Here is an 18,352-nt window from a genome sequence, read left to right on the forward strand (position 1 = left end):
TGGGCACGGACTGAGTCAGTTGTAGAACGACCCGACGTCTATCTCGCGCAACGGAATCCACTCTCCCTGTAGTTTCTTTGCGGCGGAGTTCCGCCTTTTCGCCTGTTTGGTTCGAAGCGTGACGGCAAGTGCAGGTTCTTCGTCGATCCGGCCTGCCAGTGCGTAGATCGCAGCAAGATGGTGAACGCAGGGCGTGCGCCGACTCGAACAGTCACACGTGGCCGTGCATTCGGAAAGATTCACGGCCACAGTGATATCGCGCGCCTGTAGATCCGCGACGACGCTGTCAGGTAGCTCTCCGGTCGATACGGACCGGTTCTTGGTACCTAACGTCCGAATCATGCGGGCTGCGGTGTCGGATTGTGTCTTGTCCCAGAGCGGTACGGTGACAACAACAGTCGAGGTCTTACCCTTGGCGGTGACCTGGGCGGAAACCGTACCGGCAGAAATGTCCGTGAAGGTGACACCGCCGTTGCGGGCCAGTGTGCGTGCGGTGGGCAAGGCGGGGTTTCGTCCGGATGTCGACGTTTGCTCAACCGTCCGCAACCACACACGGCCCCATGCGGTCACTCCGAATTCGGTAGCCATCAGATGATCACCGCGCCGTCGAGTTCGAGCAGTTCACGTAGTTCGCTGTCGGGAAGGTTTGCGAGGGCTCCTTCGGAGTTTCCGGAAATCGACTCGGCTACAGCTCTTTTGGATTCGTGCATGGCGGCGATGTGATCTTCGACGGTTCCTCCGGTGACCAGGGTATGGACGTTGACGGTGCGCTGCTGGCCGATTCGATGGGCGCGGTCGGTGGCCTGATCTTCGACGGCAGGGTTCCACCACCTGTCGTAGTGAACGACGTGACTGGCGCGGGTGAGATTGAGTCCGAACCCGGCCGCGCGCAGGCTCAGAATGAGAATGGGCGAGGACGTGTCGTCGGTTTGGAAGGCGTCGACCATGGCGTCGCGACTGGCAACGTTGAGACCGCCGTGGAGAAAGGGAACATCTGCGATGCCCAGTTCGGCCGCGAGGTGTTTCGACAGTAGTTCGCCCATCGTGCGGTACTGCGTGAACACCAGGGCCCGATCACCGTCGTCGACGATCTCTGCAAGCATTTCGGTTGCGCGATCGAACTTTCCGGAACGGCCACGGAGATCCTCGCTGTCGCCGGTGACCTGAGCGGGGTGGTTGCATACCTGCTTGAGAGTGGTGAGCAGTGCAAGGACGTTGCCGCGTCGGGCAATTCCGGTGCCCAGTCCGGTATCGAACGCGTCCGCGACCGCCGCCCGGTAGATTCGCGCCTGTTCCGACGTGAGGGTGCATGCGACGGTCGAGAACTGCTTCGGCGGAAGATCCTTGGCAACAGCATCTTTGGTTCGGCGCAGCACGTATGGCTCGATGATCGTCGCCAACCTCGATGCGGCGGACGCCGAGCGGCCGGATTCGATCGGGACGGCAAAACGCTGCCGAAAGCGTGCACGAGTTCCCAGTACAGCCGGATTGGCGACGTGGAACAAACTCCACAACTCTTCGAGACGGTTCTCGACCGGCGTGCCGGTCATCGCAACTTTGACGGTGGCATTCAGTTGCATTGCAGCTTTGGCGGCCAGCGACGACGGATTCTTGATCTGCTGCGCTTCGTCGAAGATGGCCGACGCCCACTGCGGCGTCTCCAGTTCGGCTGTGTCCGAACGTAAGACGCTGTAACTGGTGAGTACCACGGTGCCTTTACCTAGTTCCGCAGGCAGTGTGCGGCCGGACCCGTGATGAATGTGAAGGCTCAGGTGCGGCGCAAACCGCTCGATCTCGCGTCGCCAGTTTCCGATCACCGACGTCGGGCAGACAACAAGATGCGGGCCGTCTGCGGCTCTGATCGCGATCATCGAAATGGCTTGCAGCGTTTTACCGAGCCCCATTTCGTCGGCAAGTATGCCGCCGCCGGTCTCGGTCAGCGACGTCAACCACTCCACTCCAAGAACCTGGTACGGGCGCAAAGTCGCCTGAACCTGCGCACGATCGAGTGCGTCCACCAGAGTCTGTGCGTGGGTGAAACGCTGCACCACCGCGGCAGCACTTCTGATGACAGTGTCGTCGCGGTAGAGAGCGGCGCGCCCGGCTGATGGAATGGTGCCGTGTTCGCCGCCATCGATCACCCGCTTCCAGGCGCGCACCGACTCTCCGATACCGGGTTGATCCACGTTCGCAACCTGCAATGCCGTTACCGCGTCGGCGAATTCGACAATCCGAATATTGACGTCGACGGGCGTGATGACGCTGTCGACGGGTACAGCCATTCGGGCGACGGCGGCGCTGCCGGTAGGGAGCCCCAACTCCGCGAGATGCCCGGCTGTATCCGGCACACCCCAGAACCCGAACGCCATGTTCTCGGGAAGGTAGGTCGCCTGCAGCTGATCCGGGCACGGTTGAGTCACGAGCGCCGATGGTAGCCGTGAACGGTGACCGCGGGCCACCGGATACGTCCCCAAAAACCGCAGATCAGTTGTGGTTCTCCCGACATTGACGGGAGGCGACGAGTCCGCTCTGACGGAGAACCGGACATTTCCTTCCTCGGACGTGATAGTCATTGTCCGTAGAGCCACATCACCTGCGAACAAGGAATCAGATGAAGCGACGAGTGAATCTCTCAGGTAGGCACTTTCGACTGCTCGTCGCTGCTGTCGGTGTGGGAATGCTGGCACTTGCCACCGCAACGGGTGCTGCCGCCGCGCCGGTAGGTGTTCCCGTTACGAGTCCTGGCGGCGTCACCATGTGGGGCGGGGCCGACGATAATCAGCGCGACGGCGTCCCGACTCGGGGCAGTGTCGCCGCGATTGCTGCCGGCGATCATCATTCGGTGGCGTTGACCACCGACGGCCACATCGCCGCGTGGGGACACAGCGCGTGGGGAGAGCGTGACGGAGTTCCGACCGGTGGCGGCTTCACCGCGATCGCGGCGGGTGAGGACCACGCGGTAGCGCTTACTGCCGACGGACACATTGCTGCGTGGGGAAGTTCCGAATTCGGGCAACAGGACGATCTCCCGGCACGTGGTGGGTTCACCAGGATTTCTGCTGGTACTTACCACGGGTTGGCGTTGACTCCTGAAGGAACAATCGTGGACTGGGGCAGCGAGGAGTACGGTCAGCGGACCGATGTCCCGACCGATGGCGGGTTCACCGCGATCGCCGCCGGTAACTTCCATTCGCTGGCGCTCACGACCGACGGTCACATCACCATGTGGGGCGGGAGTGCCGAAGGGCAGCGCGACGGGCTACCGACCGAAGGTGGGTTCACCGCGATCGCTGCCGGCGAGGACCATTCGCTCGCGTTGACCGCCGACGGTCACATCGTGATCTGGGGCAGCAACGAGTACGGGCAGCGCACCGGTACTCCGACCGGCGGCGGGTTCACCGCGATCGCCGGCGGCTTCCGCCATTCGGTGGCGCTGTCTGCCGACGGCACGATCACTGCCTGGGGTAACAACGAGAACGGGCAACTGGGCGGTGTCCCGACCGGAGACGGATATACCGCCGTCGCGGCCGGGGCCTATCACTCGATAGCCCTCGGCGCGCAGACGGCGTCGACCGGATCGCTCGGAAGTCTGACCGGAAGCTGAATGCTCAGCGCGTCGTGCGCGCCAATTCCATTGTGCGGCGCAACAGTTTTGCTACAGCGTCGGCTTCGGTGAGGAACCCGTCGTGCCCGTCCTTGGAATTCAGGATTTCGAGGCCGGTGCACGTCGGGATTCCGGCGGCGATCTCTTCCTGCAGGCGCAGCGGGTAGAGACGATCGGAATCGACTCCACCGACAACGACCGGCACGGTGATGGACGCCAAAGCCGCTGCGACACCACCGCGTCCGCGGCCGATGTCGTGACGGTTCATAGCCTCGGTCAACAGCACGTAGGTGCTGGGATCAAAACGCGACACGAGCTTGTCTGCCTGATGTTCCAGGTAGCTTTGAACCGCGTATCGTCCACCGTTCCAGGGGTTTTCATTTCCCTGGGCGGTGTTCTCGAAACGTGTGTCGAGTTCCGATTCGGCGCGGTAGGTGAGGTGCGCAATGCGCCTCGCGATACCGAGGCCGGCCCGGGGTGTGCGCCCGGTTCCGTGGTAATTGCCGCCCTGCCAATCGGGGTCGGACATGATGGCGGCGATTTGTGTTGTCTGTGTACCGATTTGATCGGCTGTCGCGCGTGAACCCGTAGCCAGTACCAATGCGGAGTTCAGATTCTCGGGGTACGACACAGCCCATTCGAGGGTGCGCATACCGCCCATGGAGCCGCCGACTACCGAAGCCAGTCGATCGATACCTAGCAGGTCGATCAGCTTCTTCTCGGCTGCGACCTGATCGCGAATGGAGATGCCCGGAAACCGGCTACCCCACGGTTTACCGTCCTCGGCAAGGGAACTCGGGCCGGTGGTGCCACGACAACCGCCCAGAACATTTGTCGCAATGACACACCATTCGCCCGTGTCGACAGGTTCGCCCGGGCCGACCATTCCGTTCCACCAACCGGGTGACGGCTGATTTTCGGACGCCGGACCGGTGACGTGTGAGTCCCCGGTCAGGGCATGTTCCACGAGCACGACGTTGTCGCGGTTCGGGGACAGCTCGCCCCACCGTTGAACCGCAAGCGATACCGACGGCAGCACGGCGCCGTTCTCGAGTTGCAGCGAGCCGATGTCGACGGTTCCGACTCGGCCGTCCGGCGGCGGCAGGATATCCGCGACCGCTGTCTGAGCTTCGTTGACGGTCAAGACGTTGCCGCCGCGGTGAGGCCGGTTTCGAGGTCGGCGAGGATGTCGGCGATGCCTTCGATTCCGACGGCGAGGCGAACGAGACCGGGGGTGACGCCGGCTGCGAGTTGTTCCTCGGGGGTGAGCTGGGCGTGAGTGGTGGAGGCGGGGTGGATGACGAGGGAGCGGACGTCACCGATGTTGGCGACGTGGCTGTGCAGAGTAAGGGCGTTGACAAACTTCTTGCCGGCATCGATGCCGCCGGGCAGTTCGAAGGTGACGATGGCGCCGGTTCCCTTGGGGGTCAGCTGCTTTCCGCGTTCGTACCACGGTGAGGAGGGGAGTCCGGCGTAGGAGACGGACGCGACGGCGGTGTGGCCTTCGAGGAATTCGGCCACCTGCTGGGCGTTGGAGACGTGGCGCTCGATGCGCAGGCTCAAGGTTTCGATGCCCTGGGCGATGAGGAACGCGTTGAACGGTGCGACGGCGGAGCCGAGGTCGCGCAGGAGTTGTACACGCGCCTTGAGAGCGTAGGCGGGTGCGCCGAGGTCGGCGAACGTGACGCCGTGGTAGCTCGGATCGGGGGTGGTGAAGTTGGTGTGTCTGCCTTGCGTCCAGTCGAAAGTGCCGCCGTCGACGATGACGCCGGCGATGGCCGTGCCGTGTCCGCCGAGATATTTGGTGGCGGAGTGCAGCACGATGTCGGCGCCGTGTTCGAGGGGGCGGAGCAAGTACGGCGTCGCGACGGTGTTGTCGACGATCAGGGGGAGGCCGTTCTCATGAGCCACCGCTGAGATCCCGGGGATGTCGAGGATGTGGTTCTTGGGATTGGCGATGGTTTCGCCGAAGAAGGCCTTGGTGTTGGGGCGGATGGCTTCGCGCCAGTGGTCGAGGTTGTCGGGATCCTCGACGAACGTGACTTCGATGCCGAGCTTGCGAAGCGTGTAGTGCAGGAGGTTGTACGTGCCGCCGTACAGGTAGGGGCTGGCGACGATGTGGTCTCCGGCCTCCGCGATGTTGAGGATCGCGAGGGTTTCGGCGGCCTGACCCGAGGACAGGAGGAGTGCCGCGACACCGCCTTCGAGTGCAGCAATGCGCTGCTCGACGGCGTCCTGCGTTGGATTCATGATGCGCGTGTAGATGTTGCCCGGCTCAGCAAGGCCGAACAGCGCGGCGGCGTGGTCGGTGCTGTCGAAGACGTAGCTGGTGGTCTGGTAGATCGGCAGTGCGCGCGCGTTGGTGGCGGTGTCTGCGGTTTGTCCGGCGTGGACCTGCTTGGTCTCGAAGGACCAGTTAGCTGAGATGTCGGTCATGATTTGTGTACTCCAGTGGTCTGACGGATAGCTGTCGGACGGGGGCGAATGATCGCCGCCCCGTGCTGGGGTCTATCTACAAGTGCGACACATACTGAAAAACCTCCGTGGGGCTCGGCCCGGTCTGGGGTCCGTCCCTGTCGGACCCGCGCTTGTCGCCTGGAAATCCGGTGAAGCTGCAATTGCGCAGTTTCGCCTCGAGGCGACCTGGTCATCACCCGGGGCACCCCACCGCGGTTGGAGGGTTGCCGTCCAGCGAGCCGGGGCTTGACGCTGGTACTCATGACCGAGCTGAATTCTACCGGGAGTGAAGCCGAAGGATGACGCGGGTCGAAGTGTGCGGCGTCACCAGTCGCCATTCGGCGCGACGGTGCCCACTAGCAGGCAAAAGTTACCGGTGAGTAGTGACTTGGAGGAGGGGCTGCCGGTTGCGGCCCCCAGCGTTAGCAGTACGCTTGTCTTGTTTGGGACTCATCTCCCGGGATCAGTCCACACAGTCTAGGTTTGATAATCGAACCGTTCGCGGACTCACTCACAAAGTGAGACCGCAACCGTGTAACCAGGGGAAACTTCCTAGGAGGACGCGAAGCACCCATGTCCAAAATAAAGGTTGAGGGCACCGTCGTCGAACTCGACGGCGACGAGATGACACGCATTATCTGGCAGTTCATCAAAGACAAGTTGATCCACCCGTACCTCGATGTGAACCTCGAGTACTACGACCTCGGTATCGAATACCGCGACGAGACGGATGACCAGGTCACCATCGACGCCGCACACGCGATCCAGAAGCACGGCGTGGGCGTCAAGTGCGCCACCATCACGCCGGACGAGGCTCGTGTCGAGGAATTCGGTCTCAAGAAGATGTGGCGTTCCCCGAACGGAACGATCCGCAACATTCTCGGCGGCACGATCTTCCGCGCACCGATCATCATCTCGAACGTTCCGCGACTCGTCCCGGGCTGGACCAAGCCGATCATCATCGGCCGTCACGCATTCGGTGACCAGTACCGCGCCACAGACTTCAAGGTCCCCGGCCCCGGCAAGGTGATGATCACCTACACGCCTGAGGACGGCAGCGCACCGATCGAGCACGAACTGGTCAACTTCCCCGAAGAGGGCGGCGTCGTCCAGGGGCAGTACAACTTCACCACGTCCATCCGTGACTTCGCTCGCGCGTCGCTCACCTACGGACTGCAGCAGAACTACCCGGTGTACCTGTCCACCAAGAACACCATTCTCAAGGCGTACGACGGTGCCTTCAAGGACATCTTCCAGCACGTCTACGAGACCGAGTTCAAGGCTGAGTTCGATGCCGCAGGTCTGACCTACGAGCACCGCCTCATCGACGACATGGTCGCTTCCGCACTCAAGTGGGAGGGCGGCTACGTCTGGGCATGCAAGAACTACGACGGCGACGTCCAGTCCGACACCGTGGCTCAGGGCTTCGGCTCGCTCGGCCTCATGACGTCGGTTCTCCTGACACCGGACGGAAAGACCTGTGAGGCAGAGGCTGCTCACGGCACCGTCACGCGTCACTACCGTCAGCACCAGCAGGGCAAGCCCACCTCGACCAACCCGATCGCGTCCATCTTCGCGTGGACCCGTGGGCTCGAGCACCGTGGCAAGCTCGACAACACCCCTGAGGTCATCGGCTTCGCGCAGCAGCTCGAAGACGTTGTCATCAAGACCGTCGAAAGCGGCCAGATGACCAAGGACCTCTCGATGCTGGTCGGCGGCGACCAGGGTTACCTGACCACCGAAGAATTCCTCGGTGCGCTCGACGTGAACCTGCAGAAGTCGATGGCAGCCAAGTAGTAAAAGTTCCACAGCTTCACTTTCAGATGGGACGCCCGGGCACTCCGGGCGTCCCATTTGTGTCTGCTCTGTGCCTGCGGTCTCACGTGAGCGAACTCACCTGCTCTCACTTGGAAGTTCAACCAAGGGTGCGACCACAATTGACCAGTGACTTCGTCTACCCTTTCCCGCCCTGACGCCCCGACATCCGGGGTTCGCTCTGCCAGAGGCCCGGCGATGCTCGCGTTGGCGCTCGGCGGATTCGGAATCGGCACCACCGAGTTCGTGGCGATGGGTCTCCTGCCGGAGATGGCAACCGGGCTGGGCGTATCCGAGCCCACCGCCGGTCATGTCATCTCCGCCTATGCGCTCGGCGTTGTGGTCGGTGCGCCGCTCATCGCGGCCCTGACTGCTCGGATCCCGCGGCGCACATTGTTGATCGCGCTCATGATCGCGTTCACGGTGGGCAATGCCGCGTCGGTGTTCGCGCCGTCGTACACCACGCTGATGCTCGCCCGGTTTGTCGCCGGGTTGCCGCACGGTGCCTACTTCGGTGTTGCCGCCCTCGTTGCGGCGCATCTGGCTGAACCGGGTAAACGTGCCAAAGCCGTTGCCATGGTGATGATGGGTCTTTCCGTTGCCAACGTCGTCGGTGTGCCGGCTGCCGCGTGGCTCGGGCAGACCGTGGGATGGCGGAGTGCATTCGCACTGGTCGCAGTCATCGGTGCCGTCACCGTGGCGTCGCTGCTCGTCTGGATCCCGCGCCTCGACGCAATGCCGATCACCAACCCGATCACCGAACTCAAGGCGCTGGGCCGCATCCAGGTGTGGATGACTCTGATCGTCGGCATGGTCGGATTCGGCGGCATGTTTGCCGTGTACACGTACATCAGCACGACGCTGACCGACGTGTCCGGTCTGGGTGCGTCGTTTGTTCCGCTGGCGCTCATGCTCTACGGGCTGGGCATGGTGGCCGGCAACTTCGTCGGTGGCTACCTCGCTGACCGGGCGCTCATGAAGGGCCTGTTCGTATCGATGGCGTCGCTGGCGATCATCCTGGCGATCTTTGTTCTCGCCGTTCGCAACCCGTATACGGCGTTGCTCTTCGTCTTCCTCATCGGGCTGGCCGGTGCGTCCATGGTTCCCGGGCTGCAGACCCGCTTGATGGACGTTGCCGAGGACGCCCAGACCTTGGCAGCGTCGCTCAACCACGCCGCCCTCAACATCGCGAACGCGTTCGGCGCCTGGATCGGTGGGGTAGTGATCGCCGCCGGTTTCGGTTACACAGCGCCCGCCGCCGTCGGTTCGCTCCTCGCCGTCGCGGGACTCGGTGTCCTGGTGGTTGCGGTGATCCTGCAGCGTAGAGCCGCGAACTGAGAACACGTCGGCATCATCGGCTACGGTGCTTGCCGTGCCACAAACAGCTGACTCTCATATTCTCGCGCCTCACACGATCACGTCGGTGAACGTCAACGGCATTCGCGCCGCAGCCCGCAAGGGTATGACCGAATGGCTCGAGAAGACCGACGCGGATTTCATCTGTCTGCAGGAAACCCGAGCATCCGACAAGCAGTTGCACGAGACTCTCGAACCCGCTCTGTCGAACGGCTGGTTCCTCGTTTCGGCCGAGCCGTCGGCGAAAGGCCGCAACGGCGTCGCAGTCCTGTCCAGGGTCGAAGCCGATGCCGCCCGTATCGGTTTCGGTGACGACGAATTTCAGGACGCCGGACGCTACATCGAAGCGGATTTTGCCGACCTCACGGTGGCAAGTCTCTACCTGCCGACCGGGGAGGCGCTGACCCCGAAGCAAGAGGCGAAAGAACGGTTCATGAGTTCGTTCGCGGCTCACCTCGCGGTCACCGCTGCCGCAGCCGAGACGGCCGGGCGACACGTTGTGGTCAGTGGTGACTGGAACATCGCGCACAACGAAGCCGACCTGAAGAACTGGAAGGGAAACAAGAAGTCCTCCGGCTTCCTGCCCAGCGAGCGTGAGTGGATGGACGTCCTGTTTGCGGACGAGTCCCCGTGGGTCGACGTGTTCCGGGCATTGCATCCGGGCGTCGAAGGACCGTACTCGTGGTGGTCGTACCGCGGTAAGGCATTCGACAACGACTCCGGTTGGCGCATCGACTACCAGGTGGCGACCCGAGCGTTTGCCGAGCGCGCCAAGGCAGGGTTGATCGAACGCGCGGAATCCTACGATCTGCGTTGGTCAGATCACGCTCCCGTCACCGTCTCCTACCGGTAAGGCAATCGCATGCCCGAAGGCTCGAAGATGCCGAGCGCGAAGACACTCAAGGCCTTAGGCACCGTCGTCGTTGCAGTGGTCGCGGTTGTGCTGGCGATGGTGCTGTCGTCGCAAGACTCCGACAGTTCGGCAACGGCCGACTCGGCGACCTCGACCACGTCGAGTTCGGCGATGACATCAACTCAGGTCAAGCCCGGGGCGACCACCAAGGCGGCGCAGTCGACGTCGGCCCAGAAGCCGGTGAGCAGCGATGCGCCTGCGCGGGTACTCGCCACGTTGGTCGAGATCGACGCCGGACGGTGGCCGGACTCCGCGAATGCGGTGGGAACCAAGGGCGGCGTTACCTTCCGTAACAGCGAGGGCAGGTTGCCGGCAGTCGGCGCCGGCGGTGGCCGCGTTGTCTATCAGGAGTGGGACGTCAATCCGAAGAAGAGTGGTCAGGGCCGTGATGCCGAGCGGATCGTCACCGGAAACGACGGTTCCGCGTGGTACACCCTCGATCACTACGAGACCTTCACAAGGATTCGCTGATGCCTGATCGCGAAACTGTCGGTGTCGACCGGTGGCTTGACCCGGAATCCGGCGTCTCGTCGGTGGCGGTGTCGGGTGAACCGGCACTTCTGGACGAGTTGGCGCGTGATCTCCGGATGCGTGATCTTGTTGTTCGCACGGTTCGCGGATCGCACATGCAGACCACGGCGCAGGTCTTCGACGAGTTTGCGGCAGCATTTCAGTTTCCGTCACACTTCGGTCGCAACAAGGACGCCTTCGACGACGTCATGCGTGACCTCGACGACGTACTCGGCCTCGGCGCCGGGTTTGTCGTTCTGGTTCGAGAGGCTGAGCTGTTGCTGCGCGGCGAACCCGATCAGTTGCCCTGGTTCCGGGAGTCGATGGATTTCTACGCCGAGGAATGGGCGCCCACCACGTTCGGTACCGCGTACCAGTTCGGCTCGGGTTCCGAAGAAACCTTTGCGTCGGAACTCACGGTGCTCCGCTACCCGGAGACCACACACACTCCCTGAATCGCCCGCGTGGAAAGATCGGAAGCATGTCGACCCCTGCAGAACAGAAGCCCACGGCAAAGCCTCGCGTGCTTTCCGGTATCCAGCCGACGTCGGATTCCTTCCACCTCGGTAACTATCTGGGCGCATTGCAGCAGTGGGTGGGGCTGCAGGACGAGTTCGACGCCTTCTACTTCGTCCCGGACTTGCATGCCATCACCGTGATGCAGGACCCCAAGGAACTGCGTCGACGCACCAAGGTTGCCGTGGCGCAGCTACTTGCAATCGGGATCGACCCCGACCGCGCAACGATCTTCGTCCAGAGTCAGGTTCCCGAGCACGCTCAGCTTGCGTGGGTCCTGAATTGCATCACCGGTTTCGGCGAGGCCAGCCGCATGACGCAGTTCAAGGACAAGTCGTCCAAGCAAGGCAGTGAGAACGCCAGTGTCGGGCTGTTCACCTACCCGGTTCTGATGGCCGCCGACATCCTGCTGTACCGCCCGCAGCGCGTTCCGGTGGGTGAGGATCAGCGTCAGCACCTCGAGCTTGCCCGCGACCTCGCGAACCGCTTCAACTCGCGCTACGGCAAGTCGTTTGTGGTTCCTGAACCCCAGATCATCAAGGGCACCGCCAAGATCTACGACCTGCAGGACCCGACGTCGAAGATGAGCAAGTCGGCAGCGAGCGACGCCGGTCTGATCAATTTGCTCGACGATCCCAAGGTGTCGGCCAAGAAGATCAAGTCGGCAGTCACCGACAACGAGCGTGAGATCCGCTTCGACCCGCAGGCCAAGCCTGGTGTCAGCAACCTGCTCACCATTCAGTCGGCCCTGTCCGGTGTACCGATCGAGACCTTGGTCGCGGGCTACGAAGGCAAGGGGTACGGCGATCTCAAGACTGATACTGCGGACGTGTTGGCGCAGTTCGTGACTCCGCTCAAGGCCAAGGTCGACGGCTATCTTGCCGACGAGGCCGAACTGGATCGCATCATTGCCGCCGGCGCGCACCGGGCCCGTGAGGTCTCGTCCCGCACGCTTGCGACCGTGTACGAAAAGGTTGGGTTCCTGCCGCCCAAGGGCTGAGCAAGGCGCAAGTGAACGGCTGACACGAAACAGGTCGATACAGAAATAGGGGGACATCTGTGGCTGAATCAGTTGTCGTAGAGGAGCCGAGCTTTCTCGACAAGCAGCGGGCAGCGCGGCCGTGGCTCGACCACCTTGTTCGAGCGGGTATGCGATTCCAGAACCAGAAGGGCGACTACTACGCCGCCGGGATCACGTACTTCAGCGTCCTCGCTTTGATTCCGATCATGATGGTTGCGTTCGCGGTGGCCGGTTTTGTATTGGCCGGCCACCCCGAATACCTGACTTCGATTCAGGAAGAGATCACCAAATCCATCCCCGGCAGCCTCGGTGACACCATCAACAGCTTGATCGACTCGGCAATCGACTCTCGCGCCAGTGTTGGTGCGGTCGGCCTTCTGGTCGCGTCGTACGCGGGTCTCGGCTGGATGGCCAATGTCCGCGACGCGCTCACCGCGATGTGGGAGAGCAAGCGTGACTCCAAAGGGTTTGTCAGAACCAAAGTCGGCGATATCGGGGCACTGCTCGGTCTGGGCGCAGCCTTGGTTATTTCACTCGGCATGTCGGCGCTCAGCAGTGGGCCGGTAGCGCGTCAGGTTGTCGTGTGGCTCAACCTCGAGAACATCACCGGCGTCGGCGTCGGACTGCGAGTCTTGTCGACGGTGCTGTCGATCCTGGCAACCTGGGCGGTGTTCCTGTGGGTGATCGCACGCTTGCCCCGTGAACCGGTGAATCTACGCAGCGCCGCCAGTGCGGCACTGATGGCAGCTCTGGTATTCGAAGTGTTCAAACAGGTTGGTGCGATCTATCTTTCGGCGGTCAGTAGTGGCCCGGCCGGCGTCGCATTCGGGCCGATTATCGGTTTGCTCGTATTCGTGTTCACCGCTTCGCGCATGCTGCTGTTCTGCACCGCCTGGGCTGCGACGACCAAGAAAAGCATGGCACTGGCATACATTCCGCCGCCCGATCCGGCAATCATCGCGCCGCGGGTTGTCGTCAGCGAAGGGATGTCACCGTCACGCGCAGCGGCATTGATCGGAACGGGCGCTTTGGCGGGTCTCGGACTGTCGGGGCTCGTGCGCAGAAAGAACCGCTAGTCGAAGTGGAGCGGTGATGTCAGCTGCTTCTACTGCCGTCATGTCGGCGGGACCGACTAGCGGCGTCGACGACTCATCACGATTGCCCCGACAATTAGACCGAGGACTACGACGGTGCCGCCGACGGCGACGGCAGTGCGTGCTGTCGAGCTGAATCCGGCGTCCGGGGAGGTGCCGGCCGCGGACACTGCGGCGGGTGCCCCCGGCGTCGTGGCGGCGGTGACCTTCGGTTGGCTGCGGTCGGTCGAGGTGTCGGTCAGCGTTCCGACGGTCATTGTGGGGGACAGGCCGAATCCGTAGTCGAGAAGGCGGGCTGCCTGCTCCCACGGACGGATGGGTTGTGCTTCGCCGCCCATCAACGTGACCAGTAGGGTTCGGCCGTTCCGCTCGGCCGCACCGACGTAGGTATGACGGGCGTCGTCGGTGAAGCCGGTCTTGCCGCCCAGCGCTCCGTCGTAGTTGTAGAGCAGTTGGTTGTCGTTCGCGAGGGTGAAGCCTGGCCGGTCCTGATCGTCGGGGATCGTGGGGTCCTTCGGGAAGCCCGGAAATTGAACCGTCTCGGTATGGATCAACTCGGCGAACGTCGGATTCTGCAGTGCCGCATGGAATATCACCGCAAGGTCGTAGGGAGAGCTGCTCATTCCCGGACCGTCCAGCCCGGAGGGTGTCGCGGTGCGGGTGTCGAGTGCACCGAGTTCCAGGGCCAGGGCGTTCATCTTCTTCACGGCGGCGTCGTCACCCCCGAGCTGACGGGCCAGGGCGTGGGCGGCGTCGTTGCCCGACGCCATCACCAGCCCCTGCATGAGCTGCCGGTTGGTGTAGGTGCCGTCTTTGCCGAGTCCGACGGCGCTGCCTTCGGCATTTGCGTCCTCCGCAGTGGCGGTGACGACGGTATCGAGATTCAACGTGTCGAGCGCGACGAGCGCCAGAAGCATCTTGATGGTGCTTGCGGGACGGTACCGGCCGTGCGGATCTTTAGCGGCGAGCACTTCACCGGTTTGCGCGTCGGCGACCACCCAACCGGAGGCGGCGATATCTGCGGGCAGTGGCGGCGCGCCGGCCGGCAGGACGACCCCGCAACCGCCGAGTCGATCCCCGCCAACCGGTTCGTCCGGTACCGGCACGGGCGCGGGCACAGTTGTTCCGGGCGCGGGAACTTCCGAGAGGTCTACAGCGGGAGCCGGCAGGCTCGTGAACGGGCAACTATCGGTATTGGGCGTGGTGAACGGCGCCGACGTTGTCGGTGGTGGTACCGGTTGGGCGATTGCAGTACCTGCAATTCCAGACATTCCTCCGATTCCGGAGATCACTGTTCCGGCAACAACCACTGCACACGCTCGACGCCACATCATCGTTATCCGAGGGTAGGCGCATTGCGCGTAACCGCCGAATCGCCGTGCCGTCTGCCACAGTGGAAGGGTCAGTTTTCGATCGGTGCATAACGTCAAGGGCAGGGGATCGGTATGGGCAAGATTGTGGTGACGGAGTTCGTGTCCCTGGACATGGTCATGGAGGCGCCAGGCGGTGAACCGGGCTACGCGCACACAGGCTGGGTCTTTCCGTATCAGGAAGGCGACCAGATGAAGTTCAAACTCGACGAAACCCTCGCCGCGGACGTTCTCCTGCTCGGTCGACGGACCTACGAGAGTTTTGCCGGCGCGTGGCCTGAGCGTGAAGACGACCAAGGCTTCGCCGACAAGATGAACGAGATGCCGAAGTACGTCGTCACAAGTTCGACGGAGCCGCTCGAATGGAACAACTCGACGGCGCTCGAGGGCCCCATCGAGGAGTCGGTGCCGAAGCTCAAGGAACAGATCGACGGCGAAATCCTGGTAGCGGGAAGCCGGACTCTCGTTCACGCATTGCTGTTGGCCGGCCTGGTCGACGAGCTGCGCCTGATGGTTTTCCCGGTCATCCTCGGGTCCGGCGGGAAGGTGTTCCCCGAATCGGAGGACAAGATCGTGCTCGAGTTGGTGGAGGACCGTCGCTACGAATCCGGCGTGCAAGTTCTGACCTATCACCCGAAGGTCGCTTAACCGGCAACAAAAAATGCCCCTCCCGAAGATGGGAGGGGCATTTCTCTGTTCGAAAGGTCTAGCGAGCGAACAGCAGTGCGCGCTTGACTTCCTGAATTGCCTTTGTCACCTGGATGCCGCGGGGGCACGCGTCGGTGCAGTTGAACGTGGTGCGGCAGCGCCACACGCCGTCCTTGTCGTTCAGGATGTCGAGACGCTCGGAAGCGGCCTCGTCACGGCTGTCGAAGATGAACCGGTGTGCGTTCACGATGGCAGCGGGACCGAAGTAGCTGCCGTCGCTCCAGTACACGGGGCACGACGTGGTGCAGCATGCGCAGAGGATGCACTTGGTGGTGTCGTCGAAACGAGCACGGTCGTGCTGGCTCTGGATGCGCTCACGGGTGGGCTCGTTGCCACTGGTGATGAGGAACGGCTTCACGGCGCGGAACGCGTCGAAGAAGGGTTCCATGTCGACAACGAGGTCCTTCTCCACCGGCAAGCCGCGGATGGGCTCGATGGTGATGGTGACCGGCTTGCCGTCCTTGGGGAGCATGTCCTTCATCAGGATCTTGCACGCCAGGCGGTTGACGCCGTTGATGCGCATGGCGTCGGAGCCGCAGACACCGTGCGCGCAGCTACGACGGAACGTGAGGGTGCCGTCGAGGTAGCCCTTCACGTACAGCAGCAGGTTGAGCATGCGGTCGGTGGGCAGAGCTGGGACCTGGAAGCTGTCCCAGTGCTGGCCGTCGCCCGATTCCGGGTTCATCCGCGCGATCTTGAGGGTCACCATGACGGCGCCTTCGGGGACCGGGGGGAGGGCTGGTGCTTCTACAGCAGGCGCAGACATCAGTACTTACGCTCCATCGGCTCGTAGCGGGTCTGTACCACCGGCTTGTAGTCCAGACGGATGTCGGAGAGCAGGCCGTCGCCCTCCTTGTATGCCATCGTGTGCTTCATGTACTCGGCATCGTTGCGATCCGGGAAGTCCTCACGAGCGTGGCCGCCGCGTGATTCCTTGCGGTTGAGCGCACCGACGACGGTGACCTCTGCCATTTCGAGCAGGAAGCCCAGTTCGATGGCTTCGAGCAGGTCGCTGTTGTAGCGCTTGCCCTTGTCCTGAACCGTGATGTGGTTGTAGCGCTCCTTGAGAGCACGCACGTCCTTGAGTGCCTGGGTGAGGCGCTCTTCGGTACGGAACACGGATGCGTTGTTGTCCATCGACTGCTGGAGTTCGGAGCGGATGTCCGCAACGCGCTCGTGGCCGTGATCGGACAGGATGACGCCGACCCAGTCCTCGACCATGGTGGCCGGGGCTTCGGGCATGTCGACGAACTCGGTGGAGTTCGCGTACTCGGCGGCAGCGATGCCGGCGCGACGGCCGAACACGTTGATGTCGAGGAGCGAGTTGGTGCCGAGACGGTTTGCGCCGTGCACGGAGACGCAGGCGCATTCGCCGGCAGCGTACAGGCCCTTGACGACCTCGTCGTTGTTGCGCAGAACCTCACCGTTGATCTTGGTGGGGATACCGCCCATGACGTAGTGGCACGTCGGGTAGACGGGCACGGGCTCCTTGACGGGGTCCACGCCGAGGTAGGTGCGCGAGAACTCCATGATGTCGGGGAGCTTCTCGTCGAGAACTTCCTCGGGGATGTGCGTCACGTCGATGTAGACGTAGTCCTTGTTGGGGCCGGCGCCGCGGCCTTCGAGGACTTCGAGAACCATCGAGCGGGCGACGATGTCACGCGGCGCGAGGTCCTTGATTGTGGGGGCGTAGCGCTCCATGAAGCGCTCACCGTCGGCATTACGGAGAATGCCGCCTTCACCACGAACAGCTTCCGAGATCAGGATGCCGAGTCCGGCGAGTCCTGTCGGGTGGAACTGGTGGAACTCCATGTCCTCGAGGGGAAGTCCCTTGCGGAAGATGATGCCCATGCCGTCACCGGTGAGGGTGTGTGCGTTGGACGTCGTCTTGTACATGCGTCCCGAGCCGCCGGTCGCGAAGATGATCGACTTGGCGTGGAAGATGTGCAGTTCGCCGGTCGAGAGTTCGTAGGCGATGACGCCGGTGGCAACCGGGCCGTCCTCGGTCTCGGTGATGGCGATGTCGAGTGCGTAGAACTCGTTGTAGAACTCGACGTCGTGCTTGACGCAGTTCTGGTAGAGCGTCTGCAGGATCATGTGACCGGTGCGGTCGGCGGCGTAGCACGCGCGGCGAACCGGGGCCTTGCCGTGATCGCGGGTGTGGCCACCGAAGCGACGCTGGTCGATCTTGCCTTCGGGCGTGCGGTTGAACGGCAGGCCCATCTTCTCGAGGTCGAGCACCGCATCGATGGCTTCTTTTGCCATGATCTCGACGGCGTCCTGGTCGGCGAGGTAGTCGCCACCCTTGACGGTGTCGAAGGTGTGCCACTCCCAGTTGTCTTCCTCCACGTTCGCCAGTGCGGCGCACATGCCGCCCTGGGCCGCGCCGGTGTGGCTGCGGGTGGGGTAGAGCTTGGTCAGTACGGCCGTGCGGGCGCGGGGGCCAGCCTCGATTGCCGCACGCATGCCGGCGCCGCCGGCACCGACGATGACCACGTCATAACGATGTTCCTGCATGAAGTCTGTGCTCCCCTAGCTCGCCGAGATATTGGGGTCGAAGGTGAAGATGACGTACGTGCCCAGGGCCATGATCAGGATCATCGAGAGTACGAGGATCGTGGTCAGCCAGAAGCGCGTGGAGTCCTTGCGGGAGTAGTCCGCGATGACCGTGCGCAGACCGTTACCGCCGTGCAACTGTGCCAGCCAGAGCATCGTCAGATCCCAGATCTGCCAGAACGGGCTGGACCAGCGGCCTGCGACGAATGCGAAGTTCAGACGGTGAACACCACCGTCGAGCATCAGCATGATGAACATGTGGCCCAGGACCAGGACGATCAGGGCAACGCCGGAGAAACGCATGAACAGCCATGCGTACAGCTCGAAGTTGTTCCGCGCCTTGGCCCGCGGCGAACGCGGGTTGTCCAGGCTGGCAGGACGGTCGTATGAGGTACCGAGGCTCTTGGCTTCGGGTCCGTGAGTAGTCGCCAT

The 18,352-nt window shown here is 63.0% G+C and carries 17 protein-coding genes and 1 riboswitch; of the genes, 9 read left to right on the forward strand and 8 right to left on the reverse strand.

Annotated features, from left to right (window positions below):
- Positions 1–15: 15 nt before the first annotated feature.
- Together R4P64_RS06140 and R4P64_RS06145 are read right to left on the reverse strand one after the other, a co-directional pair.
- Complete coding sequence (locus tag R4P64_RS06140) at positions 16–588, reverse strand: SWIM zinc finger family protein (RefSeq protein ID WP_317819829.1); 573 nt, start codon at positions 586–588, stop codon at positions 16–18.
- Entirely contained in the window at positions 588–2,420 is a 1,833-nt protein-coding gene (locus R4P64_RS06145) for a DEAD/DEAH box helicase (protein WP_317819831.1), read from the reverse strand. The genes R4P64_RS06140 and R4P64_RS06145 overlap by 1 nt, the downstream gene beginning before the upstream one ends.
- Positions 2,421–2,611: 191 nt before the next feature.
- Between R4P64_RS06145 and R4P64_RS06150 the strand changes: the two genes are divergently transcribed.
- Positions 2,612–3,604, forward strand: a complete 993-nt coding sequence (locus R4P64_RS06150) for a hypothetical protein (protein WP_317819832.1) — start codon at positions 2,612–2,614, stop codon at positions 3,602–3,604.
- Positions 3,605–3,608: 4 nt separating this feature from the next.
- Here the strand turns inward: R4P64_RS06150 and metX are convergent, their stop codons facing one another.
- On the reverse strand, positions 3,609–4,712 hold the full coding sequence (gene metX / locus R4P64_RS06155; RefSeq protein ID WP_373557477.1) for a homoserine O-acetyltransferase MetX: 1,104 nt from the start codon (positions 4,710–4,712) through the stop codon (positions 3,609–3,611).
- Positions 4,713–4,744: 32 nt separating this feature from the next.
- Positions 4,745–6,040 (reverse strand): bifunctional o-acetylhomoserine/o-acetylserine sulfhydrylase, encoded by a 1,296-nt coding sequence (locus tag R4P64_RS06160; protein ID WP_095886618.1) that lies wholly within the window; start codon positions 6,038–6,040, stop codon positions 4,745–4,747.
- 143 nt (positions 6,041–6,183) lie between these two features.
- Positions 6,184–6,328, reverse strand: a riboswitch (SAM riboswitch).
- A gap of 306 nt (positions 6,329–6,634) precedes the next feature.
- Here R4P64_RS06160 and R4P64_RS06165 point away from each other — a divergent pair.
- The 7 genes from R4P64_RS06165 (at position 6,635) to yhjD (ending at position 13,268) form a co-directional block, all read left to right on the forward strand.
- A complete protein-coding gene (locus tag R4P64_RS06165) occupies positions 6,635–7,858 on the forward strand; it encodes an NADP-dependent isocitrate dehydrogenase (RefSeq protein ID WP_033231283.1) in 1,224 nt (407 codons plus the stop codon).
- A gap of 216 nt (positions 7,859–8,074) precedes the next feature.
- Positions 8,075–9,214, forward strand: coding sequence for an MFS transporter (locus R4P64_RS06170; protein WP_045070713.1), 1,140 nt, complete (start codon positions 8,075–8,077; stop codon positions 9,212–9,214).
- A 25-nt stretch (positions 9,215–9,239) separates the two neighbouring features.
- A complete protein-coding gene (locus R4P64_RS06175) occupies positions 9,240–10,085 on the forward strand; it encodes an exodeoxyribonuclease III (RefSeq protein WP_317819833.1) in 846 nt (281 codons plus the stop codon).
- 9 nt (positions 10,086–10,094) lie between these two features.
- Positions 10,095–10,616 carry a ribonuclease domain-containing protein gene (locus tag R4P64_RS06180; RefSeq protein ID WP_317819835.1) on the forward strand — a complete coding sequence of 174 codons (522 nt, stop codon included), beginning with the start codon at positions 10,095–10,097 and terminating at the stop codon, positions 10,614–10,616.
- Entirely contained in the window at positions 10,616–11,110 is a 495-nt protein-coding gene (locus tag R4P64_RS06185) for a barstar family protein (RefSeq protein WP_045071183.1), read from the forward strand. Before R4P64_RS06180 ends, R4P64_RS06185 begins: the two co-directional genes overlap by 1 nt.
- Before the next feature lie 26 nt (positions 11,111–11,136).
- Entirely contained in the window at positions 11,137–12,171 is a 1,035-nt protein-coding gene (gene trpS / locus R4P64_RS06190) for a tryptophan--tRNA ligase (protein WP_317819838.1), read from the forward strand.
- A gap of 59 nt (positions 12,172–12,230) precedes the next feature.
- The gene (gene yhjD, locus R4P64_RS06195) at positions 12,231–13,268 is read left to right on the forward strand and encodes an inner membrane protein YhjD (RefSeq protein ID WP_092801442.1); all 1,038 of its coding nucleotides are present in this window, start codon (positions 12,231–12,233) and stop codon (positions 13,266–13,268) included.
- 56 nt (positions 13,269–13,324) lie between these two features.
- Here yhjD and R4P64_RS06200 read toward each other — a convergent pair whose 3' ends face one another.
- The gene (locus tag R4P64_RS06200) at positions 13,325–14,620 is read right to left on the reverse strand and encodes a serine hydrolase (protein ID WP_411742642.1); all 1,296 of its coding nucleotides are present in this window, start codon (positions 14,618–14,620) and stop codon (positions 13,325–13,327) included.
- 111 nt (positions 14,621–14,731) lie between these two features.
- Here R4P64_RS06200 and R4P64_RS06205 point away from each other — a divergent pair, with 111 nt between their 5' ends.
- Positions 14,732–15,304 carry a dihydrofolate reductase family protein gene (locus R4P64_RS06205; protein WP_045070701.1) on the forward strand — a complete coding sequence of 191 codons (573 nt, stop codon included), beginning with the start codon at positions 14,732–14,734 and terminating at the stop codon, positions 15,302–15,304.
- Between the two features lie 58 nt (positions 15,305–15,362).
- Here the strand turns inward: R4P64_RS06205 and R4P64_RS06210 are convergent, their stop codons facing one another.
- Genes R4P64_RS06210 through R4P64_RS06220 form a run of 3 tightly spaced genes read right to left on the reverse strand, consistent with a single transcriptional unit; the run spans position 15,363 to position 18,352 of the window.
- Positions 15,363–16,130, reverse strand: a complete 768-nt coding sequence (locus tag R4P64_RS06210; protein WP_033231276.1) for a succinate dehydrogenase iron-sulfur subunit — start codon at positions 16,128–16,130, stop codon at positions 15,363–15,365.
- Entirely contained in the window at positions 16,130–17,881 is a 1,752-nt protein-coding gene (sdhA, locus tag R4P64_RS06215) for a succinate dehydrogenase flavoprotein subunit (protein ID WP_033231275.1), read from the reverse strand. Before sdhA ends, R4P64_RS06210 begins: the two co-directional genes overlap by 1 nt.
- A 15-nt stretch (positions 17,882–17,896) precedes the next feature.
- Positions 17,897–18,352: a succinate dehydrogenase hydrophobic membrane anchor subunit gene (locus R4P64_RS06220; RefSeq protein WP_033231274.1), complete on the reverse strand. Its 456-nt coding sequence runs from the start codon at positions 18,350–18,352 to the stop codon at positions 17,897–17,899.

It is taken from the genome of Rhodococcus sp. IEGM 1366, assembly GCF_033142425.1.
In the GTDB taxonomy this organism is placed as follows: Bacteria; Actinomycetota; Actinomycetes; order Mycobacteriales; family Mycobacteriaceae; genus Rhodococcus_F; species Rhodococcus_F globerula.

What these genes read in the sequence shown, in the direction of transcription:
- R4P64_RS06180 (WP_317819835.1), top strand. Translation starts at nt 10,095, where the DNA reads ATGCCCGAAGGCTCGAAGATGCCGAGCGCGAAGACACTCAAGGCCTTA.
- R4P64_RS06200 (WP_411742642.1), bottom strand. Translation starts at nt 14,620, where the DNA reads ATGATGTGGCGTCGAGCGTGTGCAGTGGTTGTTGCCGGAACAGTGATC.
- R4P64_RS06185 (WP_045071183.1), top strand. Translation starts at nt 10,616, where the DNA reads ATGCCTGATCGCGAAACTGTCGGTGTCGACCGGTGGCTTGACCCGGAA.
- R4P64_RS06205 (WP_045070701.1), top strand. Translation starts at nt 14,732, where the DNA reads ATGGGCAAGATTGTGGTGACGGAGTTCGTGTCCCTGGACATGGTCATG.
- R4P64_RS06210 (WP_033231276.1), bottom strand. Translation starts at nt 16,130, where the DNA reads ATGTCTGCGCCTGCTGTAGAAGCACCAGCCCTCCCCCCGGTCCCCGAA.
- trpS (WP_317819838.1), top strand. Translation starts at nt 11,137, where the DNA reads ATGTCGACCCCTGCAGAACAGAAGCCCACGGCAAAGCCTCGCGTGCTT.
- R4P64_RS06140 (WP_317819829.1), bottom strand. Translation starts at nt 588, where the DNA reads ATGGCTACCGAATTCGGAGTGACCGCATGGGGCCGTGTGTGGTTGCGG.
- R4P64_RS06165 (WP_033231283.1), top strand. Translation starts at nt 6,635, where the DNA reads ATGTCCAAAATAAAGGTTGAGGGCACCGTCGTCGAACTCGACGGCGAC.
- R4P64_RS06170 (WP_045070713.1), top strand. Translation starts at nt 8,075, where the DNA reads ATGCTCGCGTTGGCGCTCGGCGGATTCGGAATCGGCACCACCGAGTTC.
- sdhA (WP_033231275.1), bottom strand. Translation starts at nt 17,881, where the DNA reads ATGCAGGAACATCGTTATGACGTGGTCATCGTCGGTGCCGGCGGCGCC.
- R4P64_RS06160 (WP_095886618.1), bottom strand. Translation starts at nt 6,040, where the DNA reads ATGACCGACATCTCAGCTAACTGGTCCTTCGAGACCAAGCAGGTCCAC.
- R4P64_RS06150 (WP_317819832.1), top strand. Translation starts at nt 2,612, where the DNA reads ATGAAGCGACGAGTGAATCTCTCAGGTAGGCACTTTCGACTGCTCGTC.
- R4P64_RS06220 (WP_033231274.1), bottom strand. Translation starts at nt 18,352, where the DNA reads ATGGCGACTACTCACGGACCCGAAGCCAAGAGCCTCGGTACCTCATAC.